Raw genomic sequence first — 23124 nt, 5'->3', positions numbered from 1 at the left:
AGTGTGGTAACAACAATAGGCCAGCTAGCAAACGCTAGCTGGCCTATTGAGTTACTCGGGTCGTCTACCCAAGTTAGTCGCCCTAGTTATTGGCGGCGCCGAAAAACGCGGTAATCGGCGAGAAGAATCCCTTGGACTTCTTTGACTTCTTAGCTGCCTTTGTCCTGCCAAGAATGCGCTCAGAGATGCGGTCGGTGAGGACACCTACCAGCTTGCCGCTGCGGACGACGGGCAGCTCGCTGAGCGGCCCGTCAATAAGCTGGCGAGCCCTGATTGCAGCTGGATCCTCGGGCTTGACAAAGACCTTCACCGGGGCGCCGACGGTGTTCATGTAGGCATCGCGGTCGGCGTACTCACGGAGTTCCTTCAGCGTAATATCGCTGGTCAGGTAGCCTTCATCGTCGACGAGGAAGACACAGGTATCGTCATCGAGACCAGCAAATTCGGCTGCGTAGGTGCTCAGTGCCTCACCGACCGTGATGTCCTCCGGCAGCGCAATGTAAGAATCCGTCATGTGCATGCTTACGGTGTCAGGCAGGAGGCTGTACGGGCTGATTGAAGACTTCGGCTTGAAGAAGTTGGCGATGGTGTTCTGTGTCTGTGTCATTGTGGATCCTTTTCCAGGTATCCCAGCTCCTTTGCTAGGAGGGAATTTCTGTTGATTGAAAAATTATGGCTCCCCGCCTAAGAGTGTTGGCAATGTAATGCCGTAACTAAAGGTGGCCACTTGAGATGGACCCTTGCTTCGAGAGTCTTTCGAAACTCTCGATAAAGTGCAGGGCAGCGGCCTATGTGGATATAGGAGCCTTACCTAACGAGGTTGTTCGCTACGCAAAGGTTAACACAAGGTTACGTACACAGTAAAGAGGAATGAACGAAAAGCTTCCTAAAGGTGGCGGGAGTTATAAGCCCATGAACTCTCGAATTGCTGGCCATTCGGCATCGGCTTGCGCCCGGCCGAGCTCGTAGTTGTGCAGCAGCTTCGACCGCCTCCGCTCCGCCTTTGTGATGCTCATGTTATTGGCGTAGAAAACATATGCTTGGCCTTTTCGTTCAAGCTCAGCAGCCCAATCGAGAGAAGCGTTGTAGCGCTCGTGTCTAGTGATAAGCAGCTCAGCCACCACCGGGTTACTGCGGAAAATCTGGCGCAGTAGCTGTGGGCGCTTAGGGGCGGTGCGACGGAATCCTTTCGGGCGAGTCAGGACGATGAGGAACTTCTTGAAACCATCTGCTTCGGCGGCATTAATGGGAATGCCACCTGATGATCCCAGTGCACCGTCGACGAACGGAACGCCATCAATATAGGGCATACGCATGACACCCGGAATCGTCGAACTGGCGCGAGTGTACTTCATCAGCGTAGGTAGATCTGGGATATCGTCCGGCCCCCAGTTGATGGTCTCGCCCGTATCCGCTCGGACAGCAGAAATCCGGTAGGGAGTTGGATTGTTCTTAAAAGTCTCGTAATCCAGGGGCATGGCGCCGTCGGGAAGTCCCGCGTCTTCGTAGATGTACTCGGCATCGAAATAGCCCCGCCCGCGCAACATTGGGCGCCAGCCACTGCTGTCCGGCTGCGCGATGAAGTCAGTGAAGCTATTTATAGAGCGCTGGATATCCCGGGAAAGGTAATTGACCACGTGAGAGGCGCCGGCGCTTACGCCACCGACCCAGCCGACATCGATGCCCTCGCGAAGTAACCGTTCGACGAAAGGTGCCGTGTAACTATTGCGAGTCCCTCCACCCTCGAAGACTAATGCTACATCGCTGACCTGCATTTACATCCCTCCGGTTGTTCTCGCGCTGCTGCTTTTCGGGCGTTACGATCGTTCAAGACTACCCGAACGTCACCATATTGGATTTCGGTTAGCGTAGTTTACGGCGCATCCTGGAGGATGACCGGCAGCAGCCCCTCGCCCATATCTGGGTTAGGCAGTACGCCCTCCGGGTCGTAGAACAAGATCTCCTTGCCCTCGTGGCTCAGACGTCGCATCGCTTCCAGAATCAACGTGCGTCCCACCGGGTTGACAACGCCAACGCGGCTGACGTCGAAGACAACTTCGCTTTCCGACGGTGTGGAAGTCGCCAACCTGTTGAGAATGATCTCGGCCGCAGTGAAGTTGACTGGGCCCTGAATCTCGATGATCGAGCGGCCATTGCTGACGCGTGTACCGCGCAGCGCACGCGAACCAATCGCATCGGCATCCATGAGATGAAGACCCAAATCTTCGGAGAGCTTCCGGAAGATGGCAATGCTGCGGACGCTGTTGCCGTGGTCGTTCAATCGCGGCGAAAAGGCTGCGAGACCCGCCTGTCCAGGCAGCGCTCCCAGCAAGCCGCCGGCGACACCGCTCTTGGCGGGAATCCCGACCTCGGTAAACCATTCACCGGCCTCGTCATACATGCCGGCAATAGCCATCACGGACAAGACTCTGCGAACAACCGAGCGGCCGAGCACAGTCTGATTGGTGACCGGGTTAACGCCACCGTTGGCCAACACTGCGGTCATCATGGCGACATCGCGAGTGTTGACCAGCACGGAGCACTGTGCGGTGTAGCCGCGGACAGCATCGTGGGGCGTGGTTTCGATGAAACCGTAAGCTGCCAGCATATGTGCGATGGACATGTTTCGATGGGCAGTGTCCATTTCGCTTTCATAGGCATCGTAGTCAACGCGGAGCTTACGGCCAGCCAAAGTCGAGAGAAGCTCCACCATGTGCTTGGTGCGAGTCTTCCAGTTGGCACCTGGCTGGCATATGAACTGGTTGATGGCCAGTGCGCCGACATTAATCATCGGATTCTTTGGTCGGTGCGTGCCCTGCTCCAGCGACAGCTCGTTGAATGCCTCACCGGAAGGTTCGGTGCCCACAATGCTGTCGATTTTGTCTGTGCCGTGCTCGGTGATGGCTGCGGCATAAGCGAAGGGCTTGGACATCGATTGAATGGTGAATTCAGCATCGGTGTCGCCAGCGGTATAGGTGCGCCCTGACACGGTGGTCATAGCAAGGGCCAGGCGGTCGGGATTAGCTTGGGCAAGGGTGGGAATATAGTCCGCTACCTCGCCAGACTCATCGGGGCGGACGGATTCGACGATTTCGGACAAGTAATCTTTGATCGGCGTTTTCATCAGATTCTGCTAAGCATCTTTCCTGGGCTGAAAAATCCCGGTTGAGTCAATGGAGTCCCGTTCGAACCTACACCAGGCGAGGTCAGCCACTGATGCTCACCTCTATGCACTCTCACCGTGCGTGCGGGAAAAATCGGCATATCCTGGGGTGTGTGAAATTCCTCAACAATCAGTCCGCGCCCTACGAGTTGACCTACAGCGATGTCTTCATGGTGCCGTCAAAGTCATCCGTCGGCTCTCGCATGGGTGTCGATTTGGCCACCAATGATGGCACCGGCACAACCATTCCGATTGTGGTCTCCAATATGACGGCCATCTCCGGTCGCCGGATGGCCGAAACCACCGCTCGCCGAGGCGGAATTGCCATCCTGCCGCAGGACGTCCCAGCTGACATTGCCGCTGAGACCATCCGCAAGGTCAAGTCCGCTGGGCTGGTTTTCGACACTCCAATCGTCGTCAAGCCTCACCACACCGCGGGGTATGCGCGCCATCTTCTGCCGAAGCGCGCGCACGGTGCGGCAGTGGTGGTGGAAGACAACAAACCGGTTGGTCTGATTACCGGCCGTGACCTGGCGGGCGTTGACAACTTTGCGCAGGTGGGGACGCTCATGTCCACTTCGCTATTTACGCTTCCGGCCGATATTGAGCCCCGTGACGCTTTTGACCGGCTCACTGCTTCCGGGCGCAAACTCGCTCCAGTGGTGGACGCCGATGGCGCGCTGGTGGGTATTCTCACGCGTAAGGGCGCGCTGCGGGCGACGCTTTACAAGCCGGCTGTCGACGCGGAGGGCAAGCTGCGCGTCGGTGCGGCGCTCGGCATCAACGGTGATGTTGAAGGGCGCGCGAAGACACTGCTCGACGCAGGTGCCGACGTGCTCGTTGTCGATACCGCCCACGGTCATCAGGAATCGATGCTCCGTGCTTTACGACGAGTCCGCGCGCTCAACCCACCTGTGCCAATTGCCGCTGGCAATGTCGTGACCGCCAATGGTGTTCGCGACCTAGCGGAGGCGGGAGCCGACATTATTAAGGTCGGCGTCGGTCCGGGTGCGATGTGCACAACCCGAATGCAGACCGGAGTTGGGCGTCCACAGTTTTCTGCCGTGCTCGAATGCGCTGCAGCTGCCCGTGAATGCGGCGTGCATGTCTGGGCTGATGGTGGAGTGAAGGATCCTCGCGATGTTGCGCTTGCGTTGGCTGCGGGTGCGTCCAACGTGATGATTGGCTCGTGGTTTGCCGGTACTTTCGAGTCCCCAGGGGATGTCCAAAAGGACGTCGACGGGCGCATGTTCAAGGAGTCCTTTGGCATGGCTTCACACCGTGCGGTGGAGAGCCGAAATGCACAGGTAGAGGCCTTTGAGAAGGCCCGGCGCGAGATGTTCGAAGAGGGCATCTCGACTGCGAAAATCTACCTGGAGCCAGGCCGCGAAGGCGTGGAGGACCAGATCGATCGCATTATCTCGGGCGTACGTTCTTCGTTCACATACGCGGGTTCGGCCACCATCGAGCAGTTCGCTGAGCGGGCAGTGGTGGGAATTCAATCCGCTGCGGGCTTTGCGGAAGGAATGCCGAGGGCGACGCGGTAGCCGTCGTCAAGCCTCTCGGGGCTAAGCCGACTAGCGGTGCTTCGGGCCAATTGGTAGGTATGTAAAGACGTTGTTAGGACGTGTTTAGTACCACGTGCGAGATTGGGGAGGGGCTGGCGATTATGGGTCGGCAGGTAAGAGAAAACAGTGCTGTAACGGAGTCTGGATTGGTAGCAGGAAACGGTGCTAGAGCAGGAAGCGGGAACGCATTTTTCGCCCGCGCCCGCGTTACTGATTCCGATTTGTGCCCGTGTGGTGGGGGACTCTACGGGCAGTGCTGTGGCCCGCTGCACCGCGGTGAGCGGGAGGCAGTGACCGCAGCTGAGCTGATGGCCGCGAGGTACAGCGCTTACGCTGCCCACGAGGCGGACTACATCTGGCGGACGTGGCATCCGCGCTACCGCCCGGAAGTTATCAATGTCGATGACGGTGTGGAATGGGAAGGACTCACCATCATCAACGCTGTCGATGGTGGCGAGGATGACCGCGAAGGCATCGTGGAATTTGAAGCGGCCTTTCATGACCATGACGGTGTCGGCACGATGCACGAGCGTTCTCGTTTTGTTCGTCGTGCGCGACGTTGGGTCTACGTCGACGGCGAGGTCACGTACTCCTAAGCGTCAGACTTGTTAGGCAGAGGCCTCCGCTGCATTTTCCTCGTCAGACTTGTTGTGCTTGCCGTGGCCGAATGGCAGCACGGCGACAATCGCCACAATGATTGCTCCCCAGATGGCGCCGAAAATCAGTGAGCCGGTGGTGTTGGCCAACCAGCCGAGGAAGCCACCGGTAAACAGCTGCTCAAGGTTGTGGACCAGCTGGTAGGGGAGATGCCAGCCCAGCTCGTCGAGGCCGACCACCATGATGTGGCCACCGACCCACAGCATGGCAAACGTGCCGATAATACCGATTGTGTTCAAAACGATTGGCATGGCTTTGACCAGCGCCGCACCAAACTTGCTGATACCGGCTGACTTCTTGGACTGCAGGTGCAGGCCAATATCATCAATCTTGACCAAGAAGCCCACCACGCCGTAGACCGCAAGCGTGATGATGAGTGCGACCACAATAAGAATCAGCGCGCGATTGAGCAGTGGCTGATCAGCGACCTCATTGAGAGAAATCACCATGATTTCCGCAGAGAGAATCAAGTCTGTGAAAATTGCAGACTTCACCAGGGAATCTTCATTCTGTGGTGTGCGGTTGGTCGCCGCCTCCATCCGCTCCTGCTCAGTCTGATCGGGAGAGATTCGGTGCTTAATCTTCTCCCAGACCTTTTCCATGCCCTCAAAGCACAGGTAGGAGCCGCCGAGCATCAAAATCGGCGTCAGCGCCCAGGGCAGAAACTGACTTAGCAGCAATGCAATCGGCAGAATAATGACAATTTTATTGACCAAGGAGCCCTTGGCGATACGCCAAATAATCGGCAGCTCGCGTTTCGGCGAGACACCCTCGACGAATTTAGGCGTTACCGCAGCGTCGTCAACCACAACACCGGCGGCTTTAGCGCTAGCTTTGCCGGCCGCAGCCGCAATATCGTCTGTTGTTGCCGCTGCAGCACGTGCAATCGTGGCAACGTCGTCAAGCAGCGCGACAAGTCCGCCTGCCATAAAAACCTCCCGTATTGGAGGACGCGACCAGGAGCCGTCGTCGTATCAAAGAATTACCGGAGCAATTTTAACCGCTTTCCCGGATTGACTCTGTGTTGTCGCTAGGGCGTCGATATCCTGTCGATAGTTCACGTGCTCCTCTGAACGTGGGCACGTGGCAAGATATAGGCCATGAACGCTTCCTTCTCCGAAATCTACCGACAGGTCAATGCGGACAACTCGGACAACGCTGGCACCGGGGCAGACACCAGCAACGACGCCCACTCCGAGGAACAACAGCGCCCGGCGCGCCCCCGCATGGCACTGGTAGTCGTCGACGCTCAGAATGATTTTTCCGCGGGTGGCGCACTTGCCGTCGACGGTGCTGAGGCAGCGTACACCGCTACATATCTGCATGTTGCGGGCACAGCGAATAAGTACTCGGTTCTTGCGACCACCCGTGACAATCACATCGACCCAGGCACGCACTTCTCTGAAACCCCGGATTTCGTCGATACCTGGCCGAAACACTGTGTTGCAGGTACCCCGGGCGCAGAGATTCACCCCGGCATGCAGCGCGCCATCGCGTTTTTTGAGCAGCTCAACCCCGCTGCTGTGCGTATCGATGTCACAAAAGGGGAGTACGCCGCCGCCTACTCCGGTTTCGAGGGAACAACGGAGGCTGGCGTTTCGCTTGCCGACGCTCTCCGCGCCTCTGACATCGAAGAAATCGATGTGGTGGGAGTTGCGACTGACCACTGCGTCCGCGCCACAGTGCTCGATGGCCTCAAGGAGGGCTTTTCCGTTCGTGTTCTGAGCAATCAGGCCGCGGCGGTGGACCCGGAGCGCGGCAAGGCTGCACTAGCGGAATTGGCCGCGGCGGGCGCGACAGTGGTGTAGTGCTGCGACGTTGACCGTCAAACAATCCGCCTAGCCGCTTAGCTAGGCGCCTCGGCAGCCGCCTAGTTAAAAGTCACCATATCCAGGTCGACCTCGCGGAGGTGGCGGTGGTTGGACGCTGTTTCCACATAACGCCCTGCATGGGCGATGAAGCCCTCTGCTTCCTCGGCGGAGAGTTCACGACGCACCTTGGCGGGAACGCCTGCAGCCAGCGACCTGGGGTCGATAATCTGATCTTCCAACACCACGGCACCTGCAGCAATGAGGCTGCCAGCGCCGATACGGGAACGCGAAAGCAGGGTGGACTTCATGCCGATGAGGCAACCATTTTCAACCGTGGTGCCGTGGACCAAGGCCATGTGTCCGACGGTGACATCATCGCCGAGAATTGTGGGCACACCTCGGTCGACATGGACTGTGGAGTTGTCCTGAATATTGGTGCGCTGGCCGATGCGGATCGGTGCGACGTCTCCTCGGAGAACAGAACCGTAGAACACGGAGCTATCCGCACCGATTTCGACATCACCGATAATGACCGCGCCGGGCGCAATCCAGGCGCTGGAATGAATGCGTGGGGTCTTATCTTGGTAGGTGAGAATGAGCGGAGTGTTCATCATACAAACCAATATAACTGTCACCTGAGGTCAGCGTAAGAAAAATTCTCAGCGAAACTCTATTCGTCGAAGGGTGCAATTCTGCTTGGACGCGCATACAGTGGGCGACATGATTTTTATCGTTGTGAATTACCAAGTTAAGCCGGAGTTTGCCGACGAATGGATGGACCACGTCGCTGAGTTCACCGCTGCCACCCGCGCAGAGGCTGGCAACAAGTGGTTTGAATGGTCCCGCAGCGTAGAAGACCCCAACCAGTACATCCTCGTCGAGGCGTTCGATGATGACGCTGGTGAAGCCCACGTCAATTCCGAGCACTTCGCCAAGGGCCTGGAGGCGATGAAGCCGCTGCTCGCTGAGACCCCGAAGATTGTCTCGCAGGTGCTGCCTGATAAGCAGGACTGGGATCGCATGGGCGAGCTGCAGGTCGACTAATGTCCTCTGACACCATTCGCGATAGCGCAGCCGCTTCCAGCAGCGACACCTATTCTCTGATTGGGCGTGGCCTGCGTATTGGCTCCGCTGTGCTGGCCTCTGCTCTCGTCGTTGGTCTCAGTGCTTGTGGAGATAGCGATGAGGCAGCCCTCGAGGGTAGCCAGAATCAGTCAAGCCAGGAGCAGAGTGCTGTTGCCTCCACTGCCGCCATTCGGGATAACTTGGCTCAGCTGGCGGCAGATACTGCGGCGCTGAAGACAGCATCGCAGACGCTGATTGCAAAGGAATCGGTCTCGGAAGAGACTCGAAAGATTGCGCAGCAGGCGGAGCCAATCTTTGCTGAAGAGGAAGCGCAGCTAGTCAAGACTCTCGGCGTCGATGTTGATCCGTCGGAGACCAAGCTCGACACCGCCACCATGACTCGCCTCGAGAACGAGGAGGGGCCACACGCAGATATGGCTTATCTGACGTTGATGGAAGGCAGCCTGGATAAGATGCTCGGACAGTGGGAAGAGCTGGAAAAGCATGGCGGAAACGACCTGCAAGAGTTGGCACGCTCTTCTCAGCAGCAGCTGGAAGATATTCAGCAGGCGCTGGAAAAACGTATGCAGTACTAGCCGCTGCCCAAAGCTCGTGGGGGGGGGAAATTCAAGTAAAAAGTCCTGCAAAGCGTGCCCGGGGAACCGGGGAAGTGAGTAGCGTGTAAATAAAGCCAGTGCGCTGTGATCGTCGTCAAGCGAATGCGCACTCGGATGAAGCACAATGCTGGCTAATAACCCAGAGTAGAAGGTAGGAAAACACGCCAATGGCAAATAGTATCTCGCGAGTAGGTATCGTCGGCGCCGGTCAGATGGGCTCCGGAATTATTGAGGTCTGTGCGAAGGCCGGTAGCGATGTCAAGGTCTGGGAGGCCAAGGAGGAGTTCCTTGAGTCCGGTCGCGCCCGTATTGAAAAGTCGCTGGATAAGGCCGTTTCCCGTGGCAAGCTAGAGCAGTCTGCACGTGATGAGATTCTGGGGCGTATTAGCTTCACCACCAAGCTGGAAGACTTCGCTGACCGTGAGCTGGTCATCGAGGCCATCGTGGAGAACCCAGAAGTAAAGGCCAGCGTATTCTCGCAGCTCGATGAAATTGTTGAGTCGGAAGATGCCATCCTGGCTTCCAACACCTCCTCGCTGCCGATTCAGTCCATTGCTGCAGCTACCAAGCGCCCGGAGCGCGTCATGGGTCTGCACTTCTTCAACCCGGTTCCGGTTCTGCCTCTGGTAGAGCATGTCGTTACTCTGACGACCGGTGATGTTCAGTCGGAGCGTGCGTACGAGTACGCTTCCGAGGCGCTGGGCAAGACCGTCATTCGCGCTAAGGATCGCTCGGGCTTCATTGTTAACGCCCTGCTGGTTCCGTACATCCTCGGCGCTATTCGCATGCTGCAGGACGGCATTGCTACTGCAGAAGACATCGATGCCGGAATGGTCAATGGCTGTGCGCACCCGATGGGTCCGCTGACTCTGGCCGACATGGTTGGTCTGGACACCATCAAGTTCATTGCCGATGCCATGTTCGATGAGTACAAGGAGCCGACTTACGCGGCACCTCCGCTGCTCAAGCGCATGGTTGAGGCGGGTCACTTCGGTCGCAAGTCCGGCCGTGGCTTCTACGACTACTCCAAGTAGTCCACGCTTTTAGCCCCGTTTGGGGCGAGTATTGAATTCTTACCGGTTGACGGGCTTTTGTCCCGCCAACCGGTTTCTTTTATGCATTTATCAGTGAAAACCCGGAGTCTAAGGGGGAAAGTTCCCACGATTGGCCCTAGCATTTTGAAAACTTGTTTCTTTTCAACGCGCCGAAACCTCACAGTGCGCTTAACATAAGTGAAGATTTTGTCAGACCTTGGCTTATAGAGCACTTCACAACTGGTGCCTCCCACGCAGCAATCTGGAAAGGAATGCTTCAGTGTCTTCTTTGAAGCCGCACAAGCGCACTGCAACACGTACTCGCGTCGGCGCTGCTACCGCAGCAATGGCAGTTGTAATGGGGCTTACACCGGCAACGGCCGTGGCAGCTCCGGTCAACCCGTTGGCCGAGCTCGGCAACCGCCTGGACTCTGTTTCTGATCTTCCAGCTAATGTGGCAGCTCCAGATGGAATCAAGCTCCCCGGCGGTGGCTTCGAGGTCCCGGATTCCATCTCGCTGCCGTCATCTTCCGGTGAAAACACCGACCCGAATGCGCCGAAGCCAACCTCGTATCGCCCGGACCAGATTGCACGCGCGTACCCGTCGGATGCCGCCACCGATAACTGGTTCTACTTCTACGTTGTGCATCCTTTCGTGGAGCTGGAGAAGAACCACCCAGAGGTTATGGACCAGAACCTCGAAACGGTCGTCCGCATTAACAACGCTGCCAAGAATGACCCGCAGGCACAGGAACTCGCTCTTGATGACGACTACCTGGACCCACTGGCCAATATTTCCACTGCTTTCGGTGCAAACCTGGGCCAGCACTTCCGTGATGCCTACGACGAGGATCGCCTGCCGAAGGTAAAGGCCCTGCTGTCCGGCAACCTTGCTCGCGGCGGCGGTCTGGTCAGCTCGACCTTCTTCGAGAAGTACGTCTACGGCTACGATCGCCCATTTGTGGTGGCGCCGGAGCGCATCGAGCGCTACTACCGCGAAGGTCAGGACGACCCGTACTCGACCACCCCGTCCTACCCGTCGGGCCACACCAACAAGGCTGCATGGACTTCAACCATGCTGGCTATGATGCTGCCGGAGGTTGCACCGCAGATTCAGGCGCGTGCGTCCGAGGCTGGTCATTCTCGCCTTGTCATGGGCGTCCACTACCCGCTGGACGTTATGGGCGGCCGCATGATGGGCAACCAGGCCGCAGCTGATCGTTGGGCAGACCCAGAGTTCCGCCCACTCATCGAAGAAGCCATGGATGAGCTGCGTACGGAGCTCGAGTACCGCTGTAGCGACACCATCGCCAACTGCGTTGCCAAGGACACTCCGTACATGAGCACCGCAGCTGCCGTTCAGCAGTACACCGAACGCATGACCTACGACTTCAAGCAGGTTGGCCCGGCTAACGAGCCAGTTGTTGTTCCGAAGCGGTACGCAGGTTTGCTGGAGACCCGCTTCCCGCAGCTGACTGAGGAACAGCGCAGCTCCGTCCTCGCTCAGACCGCAATCCCATCCGGCTACCCGCTCGATCGCACTGACGGTGAGGGCCAGCACGTTCGCATGAACCTGGCTCGCGCTCTGGCCGCCAACGTTGTTGTCAACGCCGACGGCAGCGTCACTGTCACCAACTAAAACGTCAACTACAAGCGCAGGGCCGCGTCAAGACGGTCCAGGGCCTCACCGAGGATTTCCGGGGAGGTCGCAAAGTTAAGCCGCACATGCCCAGCCCCGCCTTCGCCGAATGCGAAGCCGGGGTTGAGTGCTATTTTGGCGTTTTCAACCAGCCACGCAGCTGGGTCCTCACTGGCAACACCAGGCACGTCACCCAAGTCCAACCACGCCAAAAATGATGCTTGCGGTGGGGTAAAGCGAGCCTGCGGCGCAATAGTGGACAAACGTGTTCGCAGAGTCTCACGGTTGGTGCGCAGGACATCGACAAAATTGTCCAGCCAGGGCACGCCATCGCTGTAGGCGGCGGTGGCCGCGGCGACACCAAGAATAGAAGCGCCTTCGCGAACAATGAAGGGCAGCTCCAGCCAGGTTTTGGCATCTTCGTCGTTAAAGATGATCTGCGCACACTTGAGGCCGGCGGTATTCCAGCCCTTCGAGGTAGCAGTCACCGTGATAGTCACGGCCGCCGCGGTATCCGACACCGACGCGGTTGGAGTGTGAGTGCCATCTAGAACAACTGGGCCGTGAATCTCGTCTGAGATAACGCGCGCACCAAAGCGAGCGGCTAAATCAGTAATCTCACGAAGTTTTTCGGGGGAGTAGGTAAAGCCGAGAGGATTATTCGGGTTACACAAGATCAGGCAACCGGCACCGTCGGCGAAGGCGCGTTCGAGGGCGCCGAGATCCGGGCCGTCGGCAAGCGTGGGAATGCACACTGTCTCGCGTCCCAGCGCGGGACCTACCTGGAAAAACGGCATGTAGGCGGGAGTGGGGACGACAATTGCGGAATCGGGGCGGGTGAAGCGTTCAACCGCGAGTGTGACACCGCGGACGACGTCAGCGACGGCAAAGATATTGTCGGGGTTCGGGCGCCATCCGTAGCGTTGTGCAGAAAAGTCCGCGGTTGCGGTCGTAAGCGCGGTGATGTCCTGCGAGAGGTATCCGAATTGTTCGCGCTGACACGCCTCGTCGATTGCGGCACTGACGGCAGGACAGGTTGTGGCATCGGATTCGGCGACCCACAGTGGCAGCACGTCCGGTGAATATGCGGTCCATTTGACTGTCCTGCGGGAGCGGAGTTCATCGAGGGAGGGGAAGGTGACAGCGTTATTTACACTCATAGTTTCCGTGTATACAGAAAAAGCGGGAAGTCCGAAGACTCCCCGCTTTATCCAGTAGCTACGGCCACATCAGAAGCAGCCGCGGCAATGGCCAGCGCTAGGCTAGCCTCAGTGCCTCCTCAGCAGCTGGCAGGGCAGCTTCGCGATCAGCTTTGACCAGCCCCAACCGTGTGCGGCGATCGAGAATATCGTCGACGCTGAGAGCTCCCTCGTGCGTCACATGCCAGGCGAACTCGGCGCGGGTGACATCGAGACCCTCCGCTACCGGGTCAAGCGCTCGGTCGAGCGGGCAGGATTCGATGACCTCGAAGGATTCGGCACCGTAGCGATTAAACAGCGGCATCGGGATACGGCCAGCAGCGGCGGCGGTGCGAGCGCGGTCGAGCTCCTCTGGCTCGGAGCCCAGCACAGGGATGGTGCGGGTGGAGCACGGAGCAAGCGAAACACCAAGCTTTTCCGCAACCTTGTCCACGGTTTGCTCAGCCATAAGACGGTACTCGGTGAGCTTGCCACCAGTAATGGAAATCAGGCCGTTCGGGGCCTCCAACAAGGCGTGCTCGCGGGAGAGGTCAGCGGTGTGTGCCTCGCCGGCGTCGATGAGCGGACGCAGGCCGGCGAAAGCACCGATGACATCGTCACGAGTGAGCGGAACCTCGAGTGCCTGGTTGATGACATCGAGCAGAAAAACGATGTCATCCTCCGGCACTTCCGGCTCGTCCGGAATCGGGCCCGGTGCATCCTCATCGGTCAGGCCAATGTAGACGCGGTTGTGCTCTGCGGGAAGGACAAAACAGAAACGGTTGGTGTGACCAGGAACCGGTACCGTGAGAGAGCCGGTAGGGTTGCCTAGCTTCGCGGCGTCAAGAACCAGGTGCGTGCCGCGAGATGGGCGAATCTTGATGTTCGTCGCTAGGTCTGCGGCCCACACACCAGTGGCATTGACCACAGCGTGAGCCGGCAGCTCGAAGGAATCGCCAGTGAGCTCGTCGATTAGTGTGGCGCTCGTTCCAGAGGCGTTCTCGCAGCGCACCCGGGTCAGAATAGTTGCACCGTAGCTAGCGGCGGTTCGAGCGATAGTGGTGACCAAGCGTGCGTCGTCACGCAGCTGACCGTCGTAGTTGACGTAGCCGAATTTCACGTCGCGCTTACGGACGGTCGGCGAAAGCTGGCTGACTCGGCGGGAACTGACAGTGCGGGACAACGGCAGGGTAGTGGCGGAGGTACCAGCGATAATGCGTAGAAAGTCACCGGCCAAGAAGCCTAAACGCGGCAAAACCCGGGTCAACGGTGCGAATTTGTCCATCACCGGTACAACCTGTGGCAGGTTATGCACCAGGTGCGGAGCGGTGACGTCGAGCAGCGCACCACGTTCAATAGCTGAGCGGCGAGCGATACCGACATTGCCACTGGCAAGGTAGCGCAAGCCCCCGTGGGCGAGCTTCGATGACCAACGAGAGGTGCCGAAAGCGAGGTCCTTCGATTCGACGAGAACGGTTTTCAAACCCCTCGACGCCGCATCTAAAGCGATGCCGACACCAGTGATACCGGCGCCGATGACCAGCAGATCTGGGATGTCGCCCTTAGCGGTTTCTTCGCGTAGACGATTCAAGTCCGCTTGCCGACGAGCCTTGTTCAAAACCGCAGCTGAGCGATCGCGCTGAGGAGCGTGCGTGGCAGTCATAGTCTTTCTTCCTCGACTTTCCCGAAGACGGTGATAGTGATGAAACTATCTGGCGTAAGTGATGAAGTTGTGGAGTGCGTAGTGAGTGTGAACTATTTCGGGCGTACCCCATTGCAAGGCGCTTAGAAATAGACTAAGTTGTTCATTATCAACGACCGGCACGGATATTGATTCAAGAGATCTTTCTTAGTTGCGAATCATTTCCCGGGATTACAAGGAAGGAGACACCTCGATGGCTATGCACCCAGCGTCCAACCGCTCTGAGTCCATGAACCGAGCTTTCGCTGCTATTGCACCATCGCTGCAAATGTGTTGCTGCTGTCTCCAGTCCGTGCCACCCCAGACAGGTCGTAACTAGAAAAGCACGCTTAGGTATTTAAAACGCCACGCTGTTTGCGGTCGCACGGACGAAATCGCACCGATTGAGCCGACCATCCCACTATCCGGGCATCTTCGCTTGGAATCCCAGGAAGAAGCGACAGCGACAATGACCGCAGCACTTGAATCTTTTACCCTTGACGATTACGTTTCACTGTTTATTTATGACGGCCCAACGTCACCGGCAATCTACGCCAGCGAACTGGTCAGTCTAGCTCGCTAGCGGAGGCTGGCGGCAACAGGGTTAAATCATGTTGCCGTCGTAACGCTCTTCCAAGGAGTGCGGACCGGTAGCCAACTTGCCCGGGTTGAGGATGCCAGCAGGGTCGAGTTCGTCCTTAATTGCACGCATGACCTTGGCGAACAACTCGGTGTTCTCCTCGTAGTACTGCGGGCTGTGATCCTGGCCAATGCCATGGTGGTGCGTGATGGTGCCGCCAAAGTTCATCATGGCCTCCGACGCCGCGGTCTTGATGTCCATCCACTGCTGGAGGATCTCGCCCTCGGTCTCGCGGAAGAAGTACGTGAAGTACAGCGAGCAGCCGGATTCGTACATGTGCGAGATGTGGCAGAAGACGTACACCGGGGTGCCGTGCTTCTCGCCAGCGGCTTCCATTGCGGAGGCGATTTCGCGGCGCAGTGTAGCGGCGTTATCCCAGGTGGTGGCGGTTTCCAGGGTGTCGACGCCGACGCGGCGAGTCATCATGACATCGCGCAGGTACGGCGAGGAGAAGCGGTGGTTAACCCAAGCCATGCCCGGGATGGAGCCCATGCGGACGCACTTCTTGGCCAGCAGGCGAGCGGCCAGGCGCTCACGGGTGACGCGGGCGCCGACCGGATCCGTCTGCGCAAAGCCAAAAATCACCATGCACGGGGTGTCGATGCCACGCAGCTTCAGGTACTTTGTGACCTTCTCGGACATGCTGGCGGAGCCCAGCTGAGTGAGGCCGAACAGCGTCTCCTTCTCGTCGGAGATGCGTGCTAGGTGCGGGATATTGCCGCTCTGCTCCAGTTTGCGCAGCTCCTCGGCGGCTTCCTCAAAGGAGTTGAAGAAGTAGGTGTCGAAGAGCATCTCCTTTTGTGGACGCTGATTCAGGGCAATCGTCACATGCGTGATGATGCCCAGGGTGCCCTCCGAACCCAGGAAAAGCTCACGCGGGTTCGGGCCGGATGCCGACGACGGCATGTCGCGGAATTCCATGGTGCCGGCTGGCGTGACGACGCGCATGCCAATCACGTTGCGGTCGATACGACCGTAACCAGAGGATTCTTGGCCTGCCGAGCGGCAGGAAACCCAACCGCCGACAGTGGAGTACTCGAAGGACTGCGGGAAGTGACCAGCGGTGAAGCCGGCCTTGGACAGCTCCTTTTCTAGGTCGGGGCCGAAAACGCCGGTCTGGGCGGTGACAGTGCCAGCGACTTTGTCGATGTCGATGATCTTGTTAAAGGCGGTCATGGACACTGCGATGGCCTTACCCATGCCTCCGTCAACAGCCTCCACGCCGCCGACGACCGAGGTGCCACCACCGAAGGGGACGACTGCAATCTTGCGCTCAGCGCATACCTTGAACAGGTCTTCGATGTGCTTTTCAGTTTTCGGTAGCACTACAGCATCTGGGGCGACATCGAGCTTGGCTGCGCGAAGGCGAACCAGGTCGGGGTAGGAGCGTCCGACCGCGTGCTTGACGCGGGTGTCGTGGTCGGTGGCGACGGCATCCGCGCCGACAACAGCGCCCAGGGCTTCGATATCCTCGGCGCTGAGGCGACTATTGGGGATGGTGACGTCGGCGATGTTGCGCGGCGGGTTGTTTGCGTCCAACGACATACCGATTTCGCGCTGCAGTAGCTTCTCGCTGGCCGTGGTGATTGGCTTGTCGTTGCCGTCAACACCCCAGCCCCACCAGCGCATGCGGTACGGAATCGTGAGCTTGTTAGACATCCTGAGCTTCTCCTTGGGCATCGGTGCTGCGAGTCTGAACTGCGGAATTATATGTAACTTGCGCGGAAGCACATCTTTACATCTTTTATTATAGCGGTATTACGTTACGTTTTCTCAAAAAATGTCAATCAATCTTGGTAAGCTTTAGTTAGATGCATTAACGCACTCCCATAAAGGCCAGTATTGACCGGTCAAAAGCCCACGTAAAAGTAGGTATTTCTTCGATGAACGCTAACGACAAGGATCTCAACTACCCGCTGGGAACAACTGAGATTCGTACCCTTGCTCTGGTCACTAACCCCCACGCGGGTCATGGCGCCTCGCAGATTGCGTCCGCCCGGGCGAGTCGGGTGTTCGCGGATCGCGGCATCGATGTCATCGCTCTCCAAGGTGCTAACCCCGACGACGCCCGCAAGCTCATTCGTGAGGTCATCGCCGACGGCCGAATTGATGCCCTGGCAGTCTGTGGTGGCGACGGCATGATTAACCTCGCACTGCAGGAGCAGGCACAGACCGGCATCCCCCTCGGTATTATCCCGGCCGGCACCGGAAACGACCACGGTCGCGAATACAATCTGCCGCGTGGCAATGCTCGCGATGCCGCTCACGTTATCGCCGATGGCTTCTGGACGACCACTGACCTCGGCCGCATCATCAATGAGGCAGGGGAGCAGCGCTGGTTCGGCACTATCATGTGTGCCGGCTTCGACTCGATTGTCTCCGACCGCGTCAATCAGATGACCTGGCCGCATGGCCGCAACCGCTACAACCTGGCTATCGTCCGCGAGTTCTTGGCTTTTCACTCGCTACCATTCCGCATCACGCTCGATGACGATCGGGTTCTCGAAGATCCAATCACGCTGGCCGCCTTCGGCAACACCCGTTCTTACGGCGGTGGGATGAAGATTTGCCCGTCCGCAGACCACTCCGACGGACTGATGGACATCACTGTCATCGGCAAAGCCGGGCGCATCAAGGCCGCCCTGGCCTTCAAGTCCGTGTTCGACGGCACCGTTGAAAAAATCGGGGAGGTCAGCACCTACCGCGCCAAGAAGGCTTACGTGGAATACATCGGCCCGCCACGCCAGATGAACGCCTACGCTGACGGCGACCTCATGTTCCCGATGCCGGTCACCGTCGAAATTGTTCCGGGCGCTGGCCGCTACATCGTTCCCCGTCCGTAAAAGGGCGCAGGGGTGCCCGTCGTCAAGCGTTTCCTGCATGCTTGACGACGGCGCGTTACCCCTTGATGCCGTACTTCTTCAGGCGCAGACGATCCGCCGCCGAGGCCGAAGCCGTCAGGCGTAGCAACTCGGCGTAGATACCGTCAGTCTGCGCCAATTCTGCGGGTGCGCCCACCTCGTCGACGTGACCGTCACGCAGCGTCACGATGGTGTCCACATCGGAAATTGTGGACAGGCGGTGGGCGATGATAACCGTTGTGCGTCCCTCCATCAGCTTGTCCAAGCCTCGCTGAACTTCGCGTTCGGCCTTGGTGTCCAGCGCCGAAGTGGCTTCGTCCAGGATGAGCAGGGGAGCATCCTTCAAAATAGCGCGCGCGATGGCGATGCGCTGCTTCTGGCCACCCGAGAGCTTCAGACCTCGCTCGCCGATAGTGGTGTCGTAGCCTTCGGCGAAGCTGCGGATGAAGTCGTCGGCGTTGGCCTTCTTCGCGGCGGCAATGATTTCTTCGTCGGTGGCGTTGGGTTTGCCGTAGGCGATGTTTTCCCGAATCGTGCCGGAGAATAGTGACGAGTCCTGGAACACGACGGCAGAGCCAGCACGCAGAGTGGAACCGGAAACCTCGGAGACATCCGACCCCAGCACGCTCAAGCGGCCTGCGGTCGGGGCGTAGAAGCCGAGCAGCAAGTTGACGATGGTGGACTTGCCGCCACCCGACTCGCCGACCAGGGCGATTTTCTGGCCCGAGTACGCCTGGAAGCTGACATTGGAGAGCACCGTCTTGTCCTCTTCGTAGGCAAAATCCACTGCGTCGAAGTCGACAATGGGAGCGCCAATTGCCTCCTGTTCGGCTGCGCGTTCCAGGGAGGAACGGTGGGCGCTGTCGACGGACTCTGCGTCTGCGGTGGAACCAACGGACGCGGAGTCGAAGTCGCCGTTATTCGCGGTCGCTGCACTGAGCAGCTCCGGCTGCGTGCGGGTCTCTGGAGTAAGCTCCATGACCTTGAAGTAATCGCGCGAACCGGCGACTGCGCGCTGGGCAGCGTCGACCAGGAAGCTCATCATGGTCACTGGTTGGCGCGCCATGTTAATCAGCTGAATGAGCATGACCATGGTGCCGATGGAGAATTCTCCCGACAGCGTACGCAGGAAAAGCAGCAGGTAAATGCCTGCGAAGATGATGTTCAAAATACCCCCGCGAAGGGCATCCATGCGGTGCCACCACGTTGACTGATCGCGGGTCAGGGAGATGGTGCGGCGGAAGCGGGAACCAAAGAAAGCGATTTCGCGCAGCTCCGCAGTGTAGGAGCGGACAACCTTGACTTGGCCGATGACCTCGGCAAAACGGCCACCGGCGATATCGATTTGTTCGTTCTTTTTCGCTTCAATCTTCTGCCAGCGCTTCGAGGTCAGCGCGGTCAGCAGGGTGTAGACCGGGAAAACGATAATCAATAGCACCGCCAGGGGCCAGTAGTGCCAGGCAGTGATGCCCAGTACCGCGCCGACGGTCAACAGCATCGGGAAGAAGTTGTTGGAAAACGCCTGGAGGAACTGCGTGATATTGCTAATCGAGCGTTCCAGGCGGGCGATAATTGTGCCGGTGACCTGACTGTCGAAATAGCGTTGCGGCAGCGACAGCAGCTTTGCATAGTAGCGGGTCGACAGAATCTCGCGCATGCGCGCAGTCATCACATCGCCCAGGTAACCACCGATGTTATGCACGATGGTTTGCGTCAGATCTGCGATTAGCAGCCCGATGACCAGCCAGATTACCGTGCGAGTGGTATCGGACATCGCCGCCTGGCTCAAGCCTTCATCGCTGGACACCGCGCCGACGATGGCGTCGGTGGCATCGCGGATGAGGAAGGGGCTAATCAACGACGCGGCGGCGGTGGCCAGCGAACAGATGATGACCCCGATATAGAAAGGCCAGAGCACTCGTGTAGTGGACAGGATTCTGCTGAGCAGACGCACGAAAGACCTCTATCTTGCGGGAGGATCACTCCCGCGATGAAATTACTGCGACAAAAGCCCTATCCTAACAGCGAGCGCACAGCACCAAGCGGCAGCGGCAGCCAGTTGGGGCGGTTCTGCGCTTCGTAAAGGCACTCGTAGATGGCCTTATCCAGTACAAAGGCCTCCAGTAGCGCCGGGTCACTGGCATCGCCATAGCCCTCCAAGAACGCATCGATATTGCGGCGAGCCCACTGCTCAACACGCTCGGTAGCTGCCTCGGTGTCTTCACGTCCGGTCAGCAGCGGGTAATGAGCGGCGTAATCGAAGGAGCGAATCATGCCGGCGATATCGCGTAGGCGGTGATCCGGCAGACGGCGCTCCTCCCACGGGCGCGACGGCTCGCCTTCGAAGTCAATCAAGCGCCAAGAGCTCGGCGTGCGCAATACCTGCCCCAAGTGCAGATCACCGTGGATTCGCTGGACGACGGCACCACCTTCCGGAACCGCAGCCTCCGCGCGATCGAAGATAGCCTGCGCTTTATCTTTGACCTCAGCAATTTGTGGCACCACACCAGCGACGAAGTCCAGGCGAGCTCGCAGTGGGGCTACCAGCTCCGCACCGGTCAGACGCTTCTTTACCGCGACAGCGGCAGCGAGGCTGCTGTGTACCGAGGCCACTGCTTCGCCGAGCGCACGCGCTTCGGATGTAAAGTCGGTGCCCAAATCTTCCAGCGGGGTCTGACTGTCGCGGATGGCATCGCGGACTGCGCCAAGAGCCAGCTCCCAGCCATCCACCGAGTTCGGTGCGAATTCCTGCAGCATGGCGGTGGTGTAGGTGTCTTCGCCAATGGTGGTCTCCACCCAGGAGTAGAGCTCAGGGACGAACTTGCAATCCGCCTGGGCCAGTGCGGCCAGCAGCTCCACATCGGCATTAGTACCGGGGTAGAGGCGACGGAAGAACTTGCACATCACGCGGTCGTCGAAAATGACCGAGGTGTTCGACTGCTCGACTCCCATGGGGCGGCCGGATTTCGGTCGGAGCTGCTCAGAGCCCGGCACACGTCGCAGTTCCATGCGGCCGAGCTTGCCTTCGTCGGAAAGCTTCTGGCCGAGTGCTGTGATGGCATCCGAATCAATCAGAGCGTCGTAGCCGACGATGCCCTCCGCGCGAACCAGCAGGGACTGCTCGTGGCCATCGGGGACGTCCTCCGCCCAAGCGATGGGCAGCTGATAGGTCGGTGCGGAATGCGCGGTGTGCACCCTCACCAATGCGATATCGACATCGGGACTGTCGGGATTGTCGCGCAGTACGGGGTCAAGCGCGAGGATCTCGACGTGGTCGATGTCAGAGACCTTGTCAGCGAAAAAGCGCATCTTGACCAGTGTGTCTGCCAGCTCTTCGGCAATGAAATCGGCGGTGGGAATAGTCATTTCAGTTCGTTCGCCTTTCGGGACTTAAAAGATCACTCTTTATTATCGGCGTTTGTGACGGCATCGGCTGCGGCATCGGCGGCGGTGCCTGAGTGCTCGCGTGATGACGTCACCGGCGCGTCCGATATCGCCTGCGCAACCGGGATTGTCGGCGCCGACATGGAGGCGCTCGATTCGAGGTTTGTCTCTGGCGGCAACTGGATTTCGAACCAGTAGAAACCGTGACCAGGAAGCGTGATCTGGTAGGGATCAGTGCCAATTGTGGGGAAGGGAACCGAACCCGTGAGCTCTACCGGGGTGGCGCCGGCGAACTCGGACAGATCCAGCGAGACGGCCGCGGGGTAGGAGGACAGGTTGTTGACGCACAGCAGCACTTCGTCGCCGTATGTGCGCAGATAGGTCAGAACAGAGGCGGTGTCGCTATTCAGCTCGCGGAAGTCACCGAGGCCAAAAGCCTCATAGCGCTTGCGGACCTGGATCAGTCGACGCACCCAATTCAACAGCGAATTGGAGTAGCTCGCTTGGTTCTCGACATTGACCGCCTGGTAACCGTAGGTCGCATCCTGAATGGTCGGCAGATAGAGCCGACCGGGGTCGGCCTTGGAGAACCCGGCGTTGCGGTCGGGCGACCACTGCATCGGTGTGCGCACGCCATCGCGGTCGCCGAGCCAAATGTTGTCGCCCATACCAATTTCGTCCCCGTAGTAGAGCACCGGCGAACCCGGCAGGGAGAGTAGCAGGGCATTGAAAAGCTCGAGCTGTGTGCGGTCATTTTGCAGCAGTGGCGCTAGACGACGGCGAATGCCGATGTTGGCCTTCATTCGCGGATCGTGCGCATACTCGGCGTACATGTAGTCGCGCTCGGCATCGGTGACCATTTCCAGCGTCAGCTCATCGTGGTTGCGCAGGAAGATTCCCCACTGAGCCGAAGACGGAATCTCTGGCGTAGACTCCAGGATCTCCGAGATGGGGAAGCGGGACTGCTTTCGCACCGCCATGAAAATGCGTGGCATGAGCGGGAAGTGGAAAGCCATGTGGCATTCGTCGCCGCCGACCTCCGGGTCGCCGAAGTATTCCACCACATCGGAGGGCCACTGGTTGGCCTCCGCCAGCAGGACGCGACCCGGGTATTCCTCATCCATGACCTTGCGGCAGCGCTTCAGAAAAGCGTGGGTCTCGGGCAGGTTCTCGCAGTTAGTGCCTTCGCGCTCGAAGAGGTAGGGCACAGCGTCGAGGCGGAAGCCATCGATGCCGAGATCGGACCAGAAGCGCAGCACATCGAGCATCGCTTCCTGCACCGCCGGATTGTCATAGTTCAAATCCGGCTGGTGGGAGAAGAAGCGGTGCCAGTAGTACTGGCCACGCACCGGGTCATAGGTCCAGTTGGAGTCCTCGGTATCGACGAAGATAATGCGTGCGCCCGAGTAGGTGTCCGGGTCGTCAGTCCAGACATAAAAATCGCCGTAGGGGCCATCGGGGTCAGTGCGCGACTGCTGGAACCACTCATGGCTATCGGAGGTGTGGTTCATCACCAGGTCAGTAATAACGCGGATACCGCGCGCATGGGCCTCGTCGAGAAGCACCTTAAAATCCTCGACCGTGCCAAACTCGTCGAGCACGGCGCGGAAGTCGCGGATATCGTAACCGCCGTCGCGCAGCGGGGAGTCGTAGAAAGGCGGCAGCCAGAGGCAGTCAACGCCCAGCCATTGCAGATAATCGAGCTTCTCCGTCAGCCCTTTGAGGTCGCCGGAGCCGTTGTTGTCGGAGTCGAAGAAGGCCCGGACGAGCACCTCATAGAACACCGCGCTGCGGTACCACTCGTAATCTTCCTTGGCGATAGTCAT

19 protein-coding genes are annotated in these 23124 nt (G+C 58.7%); 8 read left to right on the top strand and 11 right to left on the bottom strand.

Features of this window, described 5'->3' with window-relative positions:
* Positions 1-82 precede the first annotated feature (82 nt).
* From CRD18_RS06380 to CRD18_RS06370, 3 genes are all read right to left on the bottom strand, one after another.
* On the bottom strand, positions 83-607 hold the full coding sequence (locus CRD18_RS06380; RefSeq protein WP_049189374.1) for a CBS domain-containing protein: 525 nt from the start codon (positions 605-607) through the stop codon (positions 83-85).
* Between the two features lie 295 nt (positions 608-902).
* Positions 903-1775 carry a patatin family protein gene (locus tag CRD18_RS06375; RefSeq protein ID WP_049192857.1) on the bottom strand — a complete coding sequence of 291 codons (873 nt, stop codon included), beginning with the start codon at positions 1773-1775 and terminating at the stop codon, positions 903-905.
* Between the two features lie 98 nt (positions 1776-1873).
* The gene (locus tag CRD18_RS06370; RefSeq protein ID WP_070602919.1) at positions 1874-3124 is read right to left on the bottom strand and encodes a glutaminase; all 1251 of its coding nucleotides are present in this window, start codon (positions 3122-3124) and stop codon (positions 1874-1876) included.
* A gap of 152 nt (positions 3125-3276) precedes the next feature.
* Here CRD18_RS06370 and CRD18_RS06365 point away from each other — a divergent pair, with 152 nt between their 5' ends.
* Both CRD18_RS06365 and CRD18_RS06360 read left to right on the top strand, forming a co-directional pair.
* The gene (locus CRD18_RS06365; RefSeq protein WP_070866665.1) at positions 3277-4710 is read left to right on the top strand and encodes a GuaB1 family IMP dehydrogenase-related protein; all 1434 of its coding nucleotides are present in this window, start codon (positions 3277-3279) and stop codon (positions 4708-4710) included.
* A gap of 167 nt (positions 4711-4877) precedes the next feature.
* Entirely contained in the window at positions 4878-5327 is a 450-nt protein-coding gene (locus CRD18_RS06360) for a YchJ family protein (RefSeq protein ID WP_088611608.1), read from the top strand.
* 12 nt (positions 5328-5339) lie between these two features.
* On the opposite strand, the gene CRD18_RS06355 is transcribed toward CRD18_RS06360, so the two are convergent.
* Positions 5340-6317 (bottom strand): DUF808 domain-containing protein, encoded by a 978-nt coding sequence (locus tag CRD18_RS06355; RefSeq protein WP_070642068.1) that lies wholly within the window; start codon positions 6315-6317, stop codon positions 5340-5342.
* A 171-nt stretch (positions 6318-6488) separates the two neighbouring features.
* Between CRD18_RS06355 and CRD18_RS06350 the strand changes: the two genes are divergently transcribed.
* Entirely contained in the window at positions 6489-7196 is a 708-nt protein-coding gene (locus CRD18_RS06350; RefSeq protein ID WP_150960721.1) for an isochorismatase family protein, read from the top strand.
* Positions 7197-7258: 62 nt separating this feature from the next.
* Here the strand turns inward: CRD18_RS06350 and CRD18_RS06345 are convergent, their stop codons facing one another.
* A complete protein-coding gene (locus CRD18_RS06345; protein WP_005510604.1) occupies positions 7259-7813 on the bottom strand; it encodes a gamma carbonic anhydrase family protein in 555 nt (184 codons plus the stop codon).
* Positions 7814-7919: 106 nt separating this feature from the next.
* Here CRD18_RS06345 and CRD18_RS06340 point away from each other — a divergent pair, with 106 nt between their 5' ends.
* The 4 genes from CRD18_RS06340 to CRD18_RS06325 all read left to right on the top strand — a co-directional run bounded on the left by CRD18_RS06340 (position 7920) and on the right by CRD18_RS06325 (position 11554).
* On the top strand, positions 7920-8243 hold the full coding sequence (locus tag CRD18_RS06340; protein ID WP_038629105.1) for a putative quinol monooxygenase: 324 nt from the start codon (positions 7920-7922) through the stop codon (positions 8241-8243).
* Entirely contained in the window at positions 8243-8860 is a 618-nt protein-coding gene (locus CRD18_RS06335) for a hypothetical protein (protein WP_049189381.1), read from the top strand. The genes CRD18_RS06340 and CRD18_RS06335 overlap by 1 nt, the downstream gene beginning before the upstream one ends.
* 188 nt (positions 8861-9048) lie before the next feature.
* Positions 9049-9915, top strand: coding sequence for a 3-hydroxybutyryl-CoA dehydrogenase (locus tag CRD18_RS06330; RefSeq protein WP_016423138.1), 867 nt, complete (start codon positions 9049-9051; stop codon positions 9913-9915).
* Between the two features lie 280 nt (positions 9916-10195).
* Entirely contained in the window at positions 10196-11554 is a 1359-nt protein-coding gene (locus CRD18_RS06325; protein ID WP_187406594.1) for a phosphatase PAP2 family protein, read from the top strand.
* 8 nt (positions 11555-11562) lie between these two features.
* On the opposite strand, the gene CRD18_RS06320 is transcribed toward CRD18_RS06325, so the two are convergent.
* The 3 genes from CRD18_RS06320 to CRD18_RS06310 all read right to left on the bottom strand — a co-directional run bounded on the left by CRD18_RS06320 (position 11563) and on the right by CRD18_RS06310 (position 16712).
* Positions 11563-12714, bottom strand: coding sequence for a MalY/PatB family protein (locus CRD18_RS06320; protein ID WP_049192860.1), 1152 nt, complete (start codon positions 12712-12714; stop codon positions 11563-11565).
* Positions 12715-12811: 97 nt separating this feature from the next.
* Positions 12812-14395 (bottom strand): glycerol-3-phosphate dehydrogenase/oxidase, encoded by a 1584-nt coding sequence (locus tag CRD18_RS06315; RefSeq protein ID WP_049192861.1) that lies wholly within the window; start codon positions 14393-14395, stop codon positions 12812-12814.
* A 622-nt stretch (positions 14396-15017) separates the two neighbouring features.
* The gene (locus tag CRD18_RS06310; protein WP_049192862.1) at positions 15018-16712 is read right to left on the bottom strand and encodes an FAD-binding oxidoreductase; all 1695 of its coding nucleotides are present in this window, start codon (positions 16710-16712) and stop codon (positions 15018-15020) included.
* A 224-nt stretch (positions 16713-16936) separates the two neighbouring features.
* Here CRD18_RS06310 and CRD18_RS06305 point away from each other — a divergent pair, with 224 nt between their 5' ends.
* A complete protein-coding gene (locus CRD18_RS06305; RefSeq protein WP_049192863.1) occupies positions 16937-17896 on the top strand; it encodes a diacylglycerol kinase in 960 nt (319 codons plus the stop codon).
* Positions 17897-17951: 55 nt separating this feature from the next.
* On the opposite strand, the gene CRD18_RS06300 is transcribed toward CRD18_RS06305, so the two are convergent.
* Genes CRD18_RS06300 through treS form a run of 3 tightly spaced genes read right to left on the bottom strand, consistent with a single transcriptional unit; the run spans position 17952 to position 23124 of the window.
* The gene (locus CRD18_RS06300; RefSeq protein ID WP_070600905.1) at positions 17952-19868 is read right to left on the bottom strand and encodes an ABC transporter ATP-binding protein; all 1917 of its coding nucleotides are present in this window, start codon (positions 19866-19868) and stop codon (positions 17952-17954) included.
* A 59-nt stretch (positions 19869-19927) separates the two neighbouring features.
* Positions 19928-21280 (bottom strand): hypothetical protein, encoded by a 1353-nt coding sequence (locus CRD18_RS06295; RefSeq protein ID WP_049170698.1) that lies wholly within the window; start codon positions 21278-21280, stop codon positions 19928-19930.
* 32 nt (positions 21281-21312) lie between these two features.
* Positions 21313-23124 carry a maltose alpha-D-glucosyltransferase gene (gene treS / locus CRD18_RS06290; protein WP_049192866.1) on the bottom strand — a complete coding sequence of 604 codons (1812 nt, stop codon included), beginning with the start codon at positions 23122-23124 and terminating at the stop codon, positions 21313-21315.

This window comes from Corynebacterium sp. LK31 (assembly GCF_014335015.1).
Classification (GTDB): domain Bacteria; phylum Actinomycetota; class Actinomycetes; order Mycobacteriales; family Mycobacteriaceae; genus Corynebacterium; species Corynebacterium jeikeium_D.
The sequence above is the reverse complement of the archived record's forward strand: the minus strand, read 5'-3'. Positions and strand labels throughout refer to the sequence as shown.

What these genes read in the sequence shown, in the direction of transcription:
- CRD18_RS06310 (WP_049192862.1), bottom strand. Translation starts at nt 16,712, where the DNA reads ATGTCTAACAAGCTCACGATTCCGTACCGCATGCGCTGGTGGGGCTGG.
- CRD18_RS06380 (WP_049189374.1), bottom strand. Translation starts at nt 607, where the DNA reads ATGACACAGACACAGAACACCATCGCCAACTTCTTCAAGCCGAAGTCT.
- CRD18_RS06335 (WP_049189381.1), top strand. Translation starts at nt 8,243, where the DNA reads ATGTCCTCTGACACCATTCGCGATAGCGCAGCCGCTTCCAGCAGCGAC.
- CRD18_RS06340 (WP_038629105.1), top strand. Translation starts at nt 7,920, where the DNA reads ATGATTTTTATCGTTGTGAATTACCAAGTTAAGCCGGAGTTTGCCGAC.
- CRD18_RS06345 (WP_005510604.1), bottom strand. Translation starts at nt 7,813, where the DNA reads ATGATGAACACTCCGCTCATTCTCACCTACCAAGATAAGACCCCACGC.
- CRD18_RS06355 (WP_070642068.1), bottom strand. Translation starts at nt 6,317, where the DNA reads ATGGCAGGCGGACTTGTCGCGCTGCTTGACGACGTTGCCACGATTGCA.
- CRD18_RS06350 (WP_150960721.1), top strand. Translation starts at nt 6,489, where the DNA reads ATGAACGCTTCCTTCTCCGAAATCTACCGACAGGTCAATGCGGACAAC.
- CRD18_RS06295 (WP_049170698.1), bottom strand. Translation starts at nt 21,280, where the DNA reads ATGACTATTCCCACCGCCGATTTCATTGCCGAAGAGCTGGCAGACACA.
- CRD18_RS06315 (WP_049192861.1), bottom strand. Translation starts at nt 14,395, where the DNA reads ATGACTGCCACGCACGCTCCTCAGCGCGATCGCTCAGCTGCGGTTTTG.
- CRD18_RS06305 (WP_049192863.1), top strand. Translation starts at nt 16,937, where the DNA reads ATGAACGCTAACGACAAGGATCTCAACTACCCGCTGGGAACAACTGAG.
- CRD18_RS06320 (WP_049192860.1), bottom strand. Translation starts at nt 12,714, where the DNA reads ATGAGTGTAAATAACGCTGTCACCTTCCCCTCCCTCGATGAACTCCGC.
- CRD18_RS06375 (WP_049192857.1), bottom strand. Translation starts at nt 1,775, where the DNA reads ATGCAGGTCAGCGATGTAGCATTAGTCTTCGAGGGTGGAGGGACTCGC.
- treS (WP_049192866.1), bottom strand. Translation starts at nt 23,124, where the DNA reads ATGACTATCGCCAAGGAAGATTACGAGTGGTACCGCAGCGCGGTGTTC.
- CRD18_RS06370 (WP_070602919.1), bottom strand. Translation starts at nt 3,124, where the DNA reads ATGAAAACGCCGATCAAAGATTACTTGTCCGAAATCGTCGAATCCGTC.
- CRD18_RS06330 (WP_016423138.1), top strand. Translation starts at nt 9,049, where the DNA reads ATGGCAAATAGTATCTCGCGAGTAGGTATCGTCGGCGCCGGTCAGATG.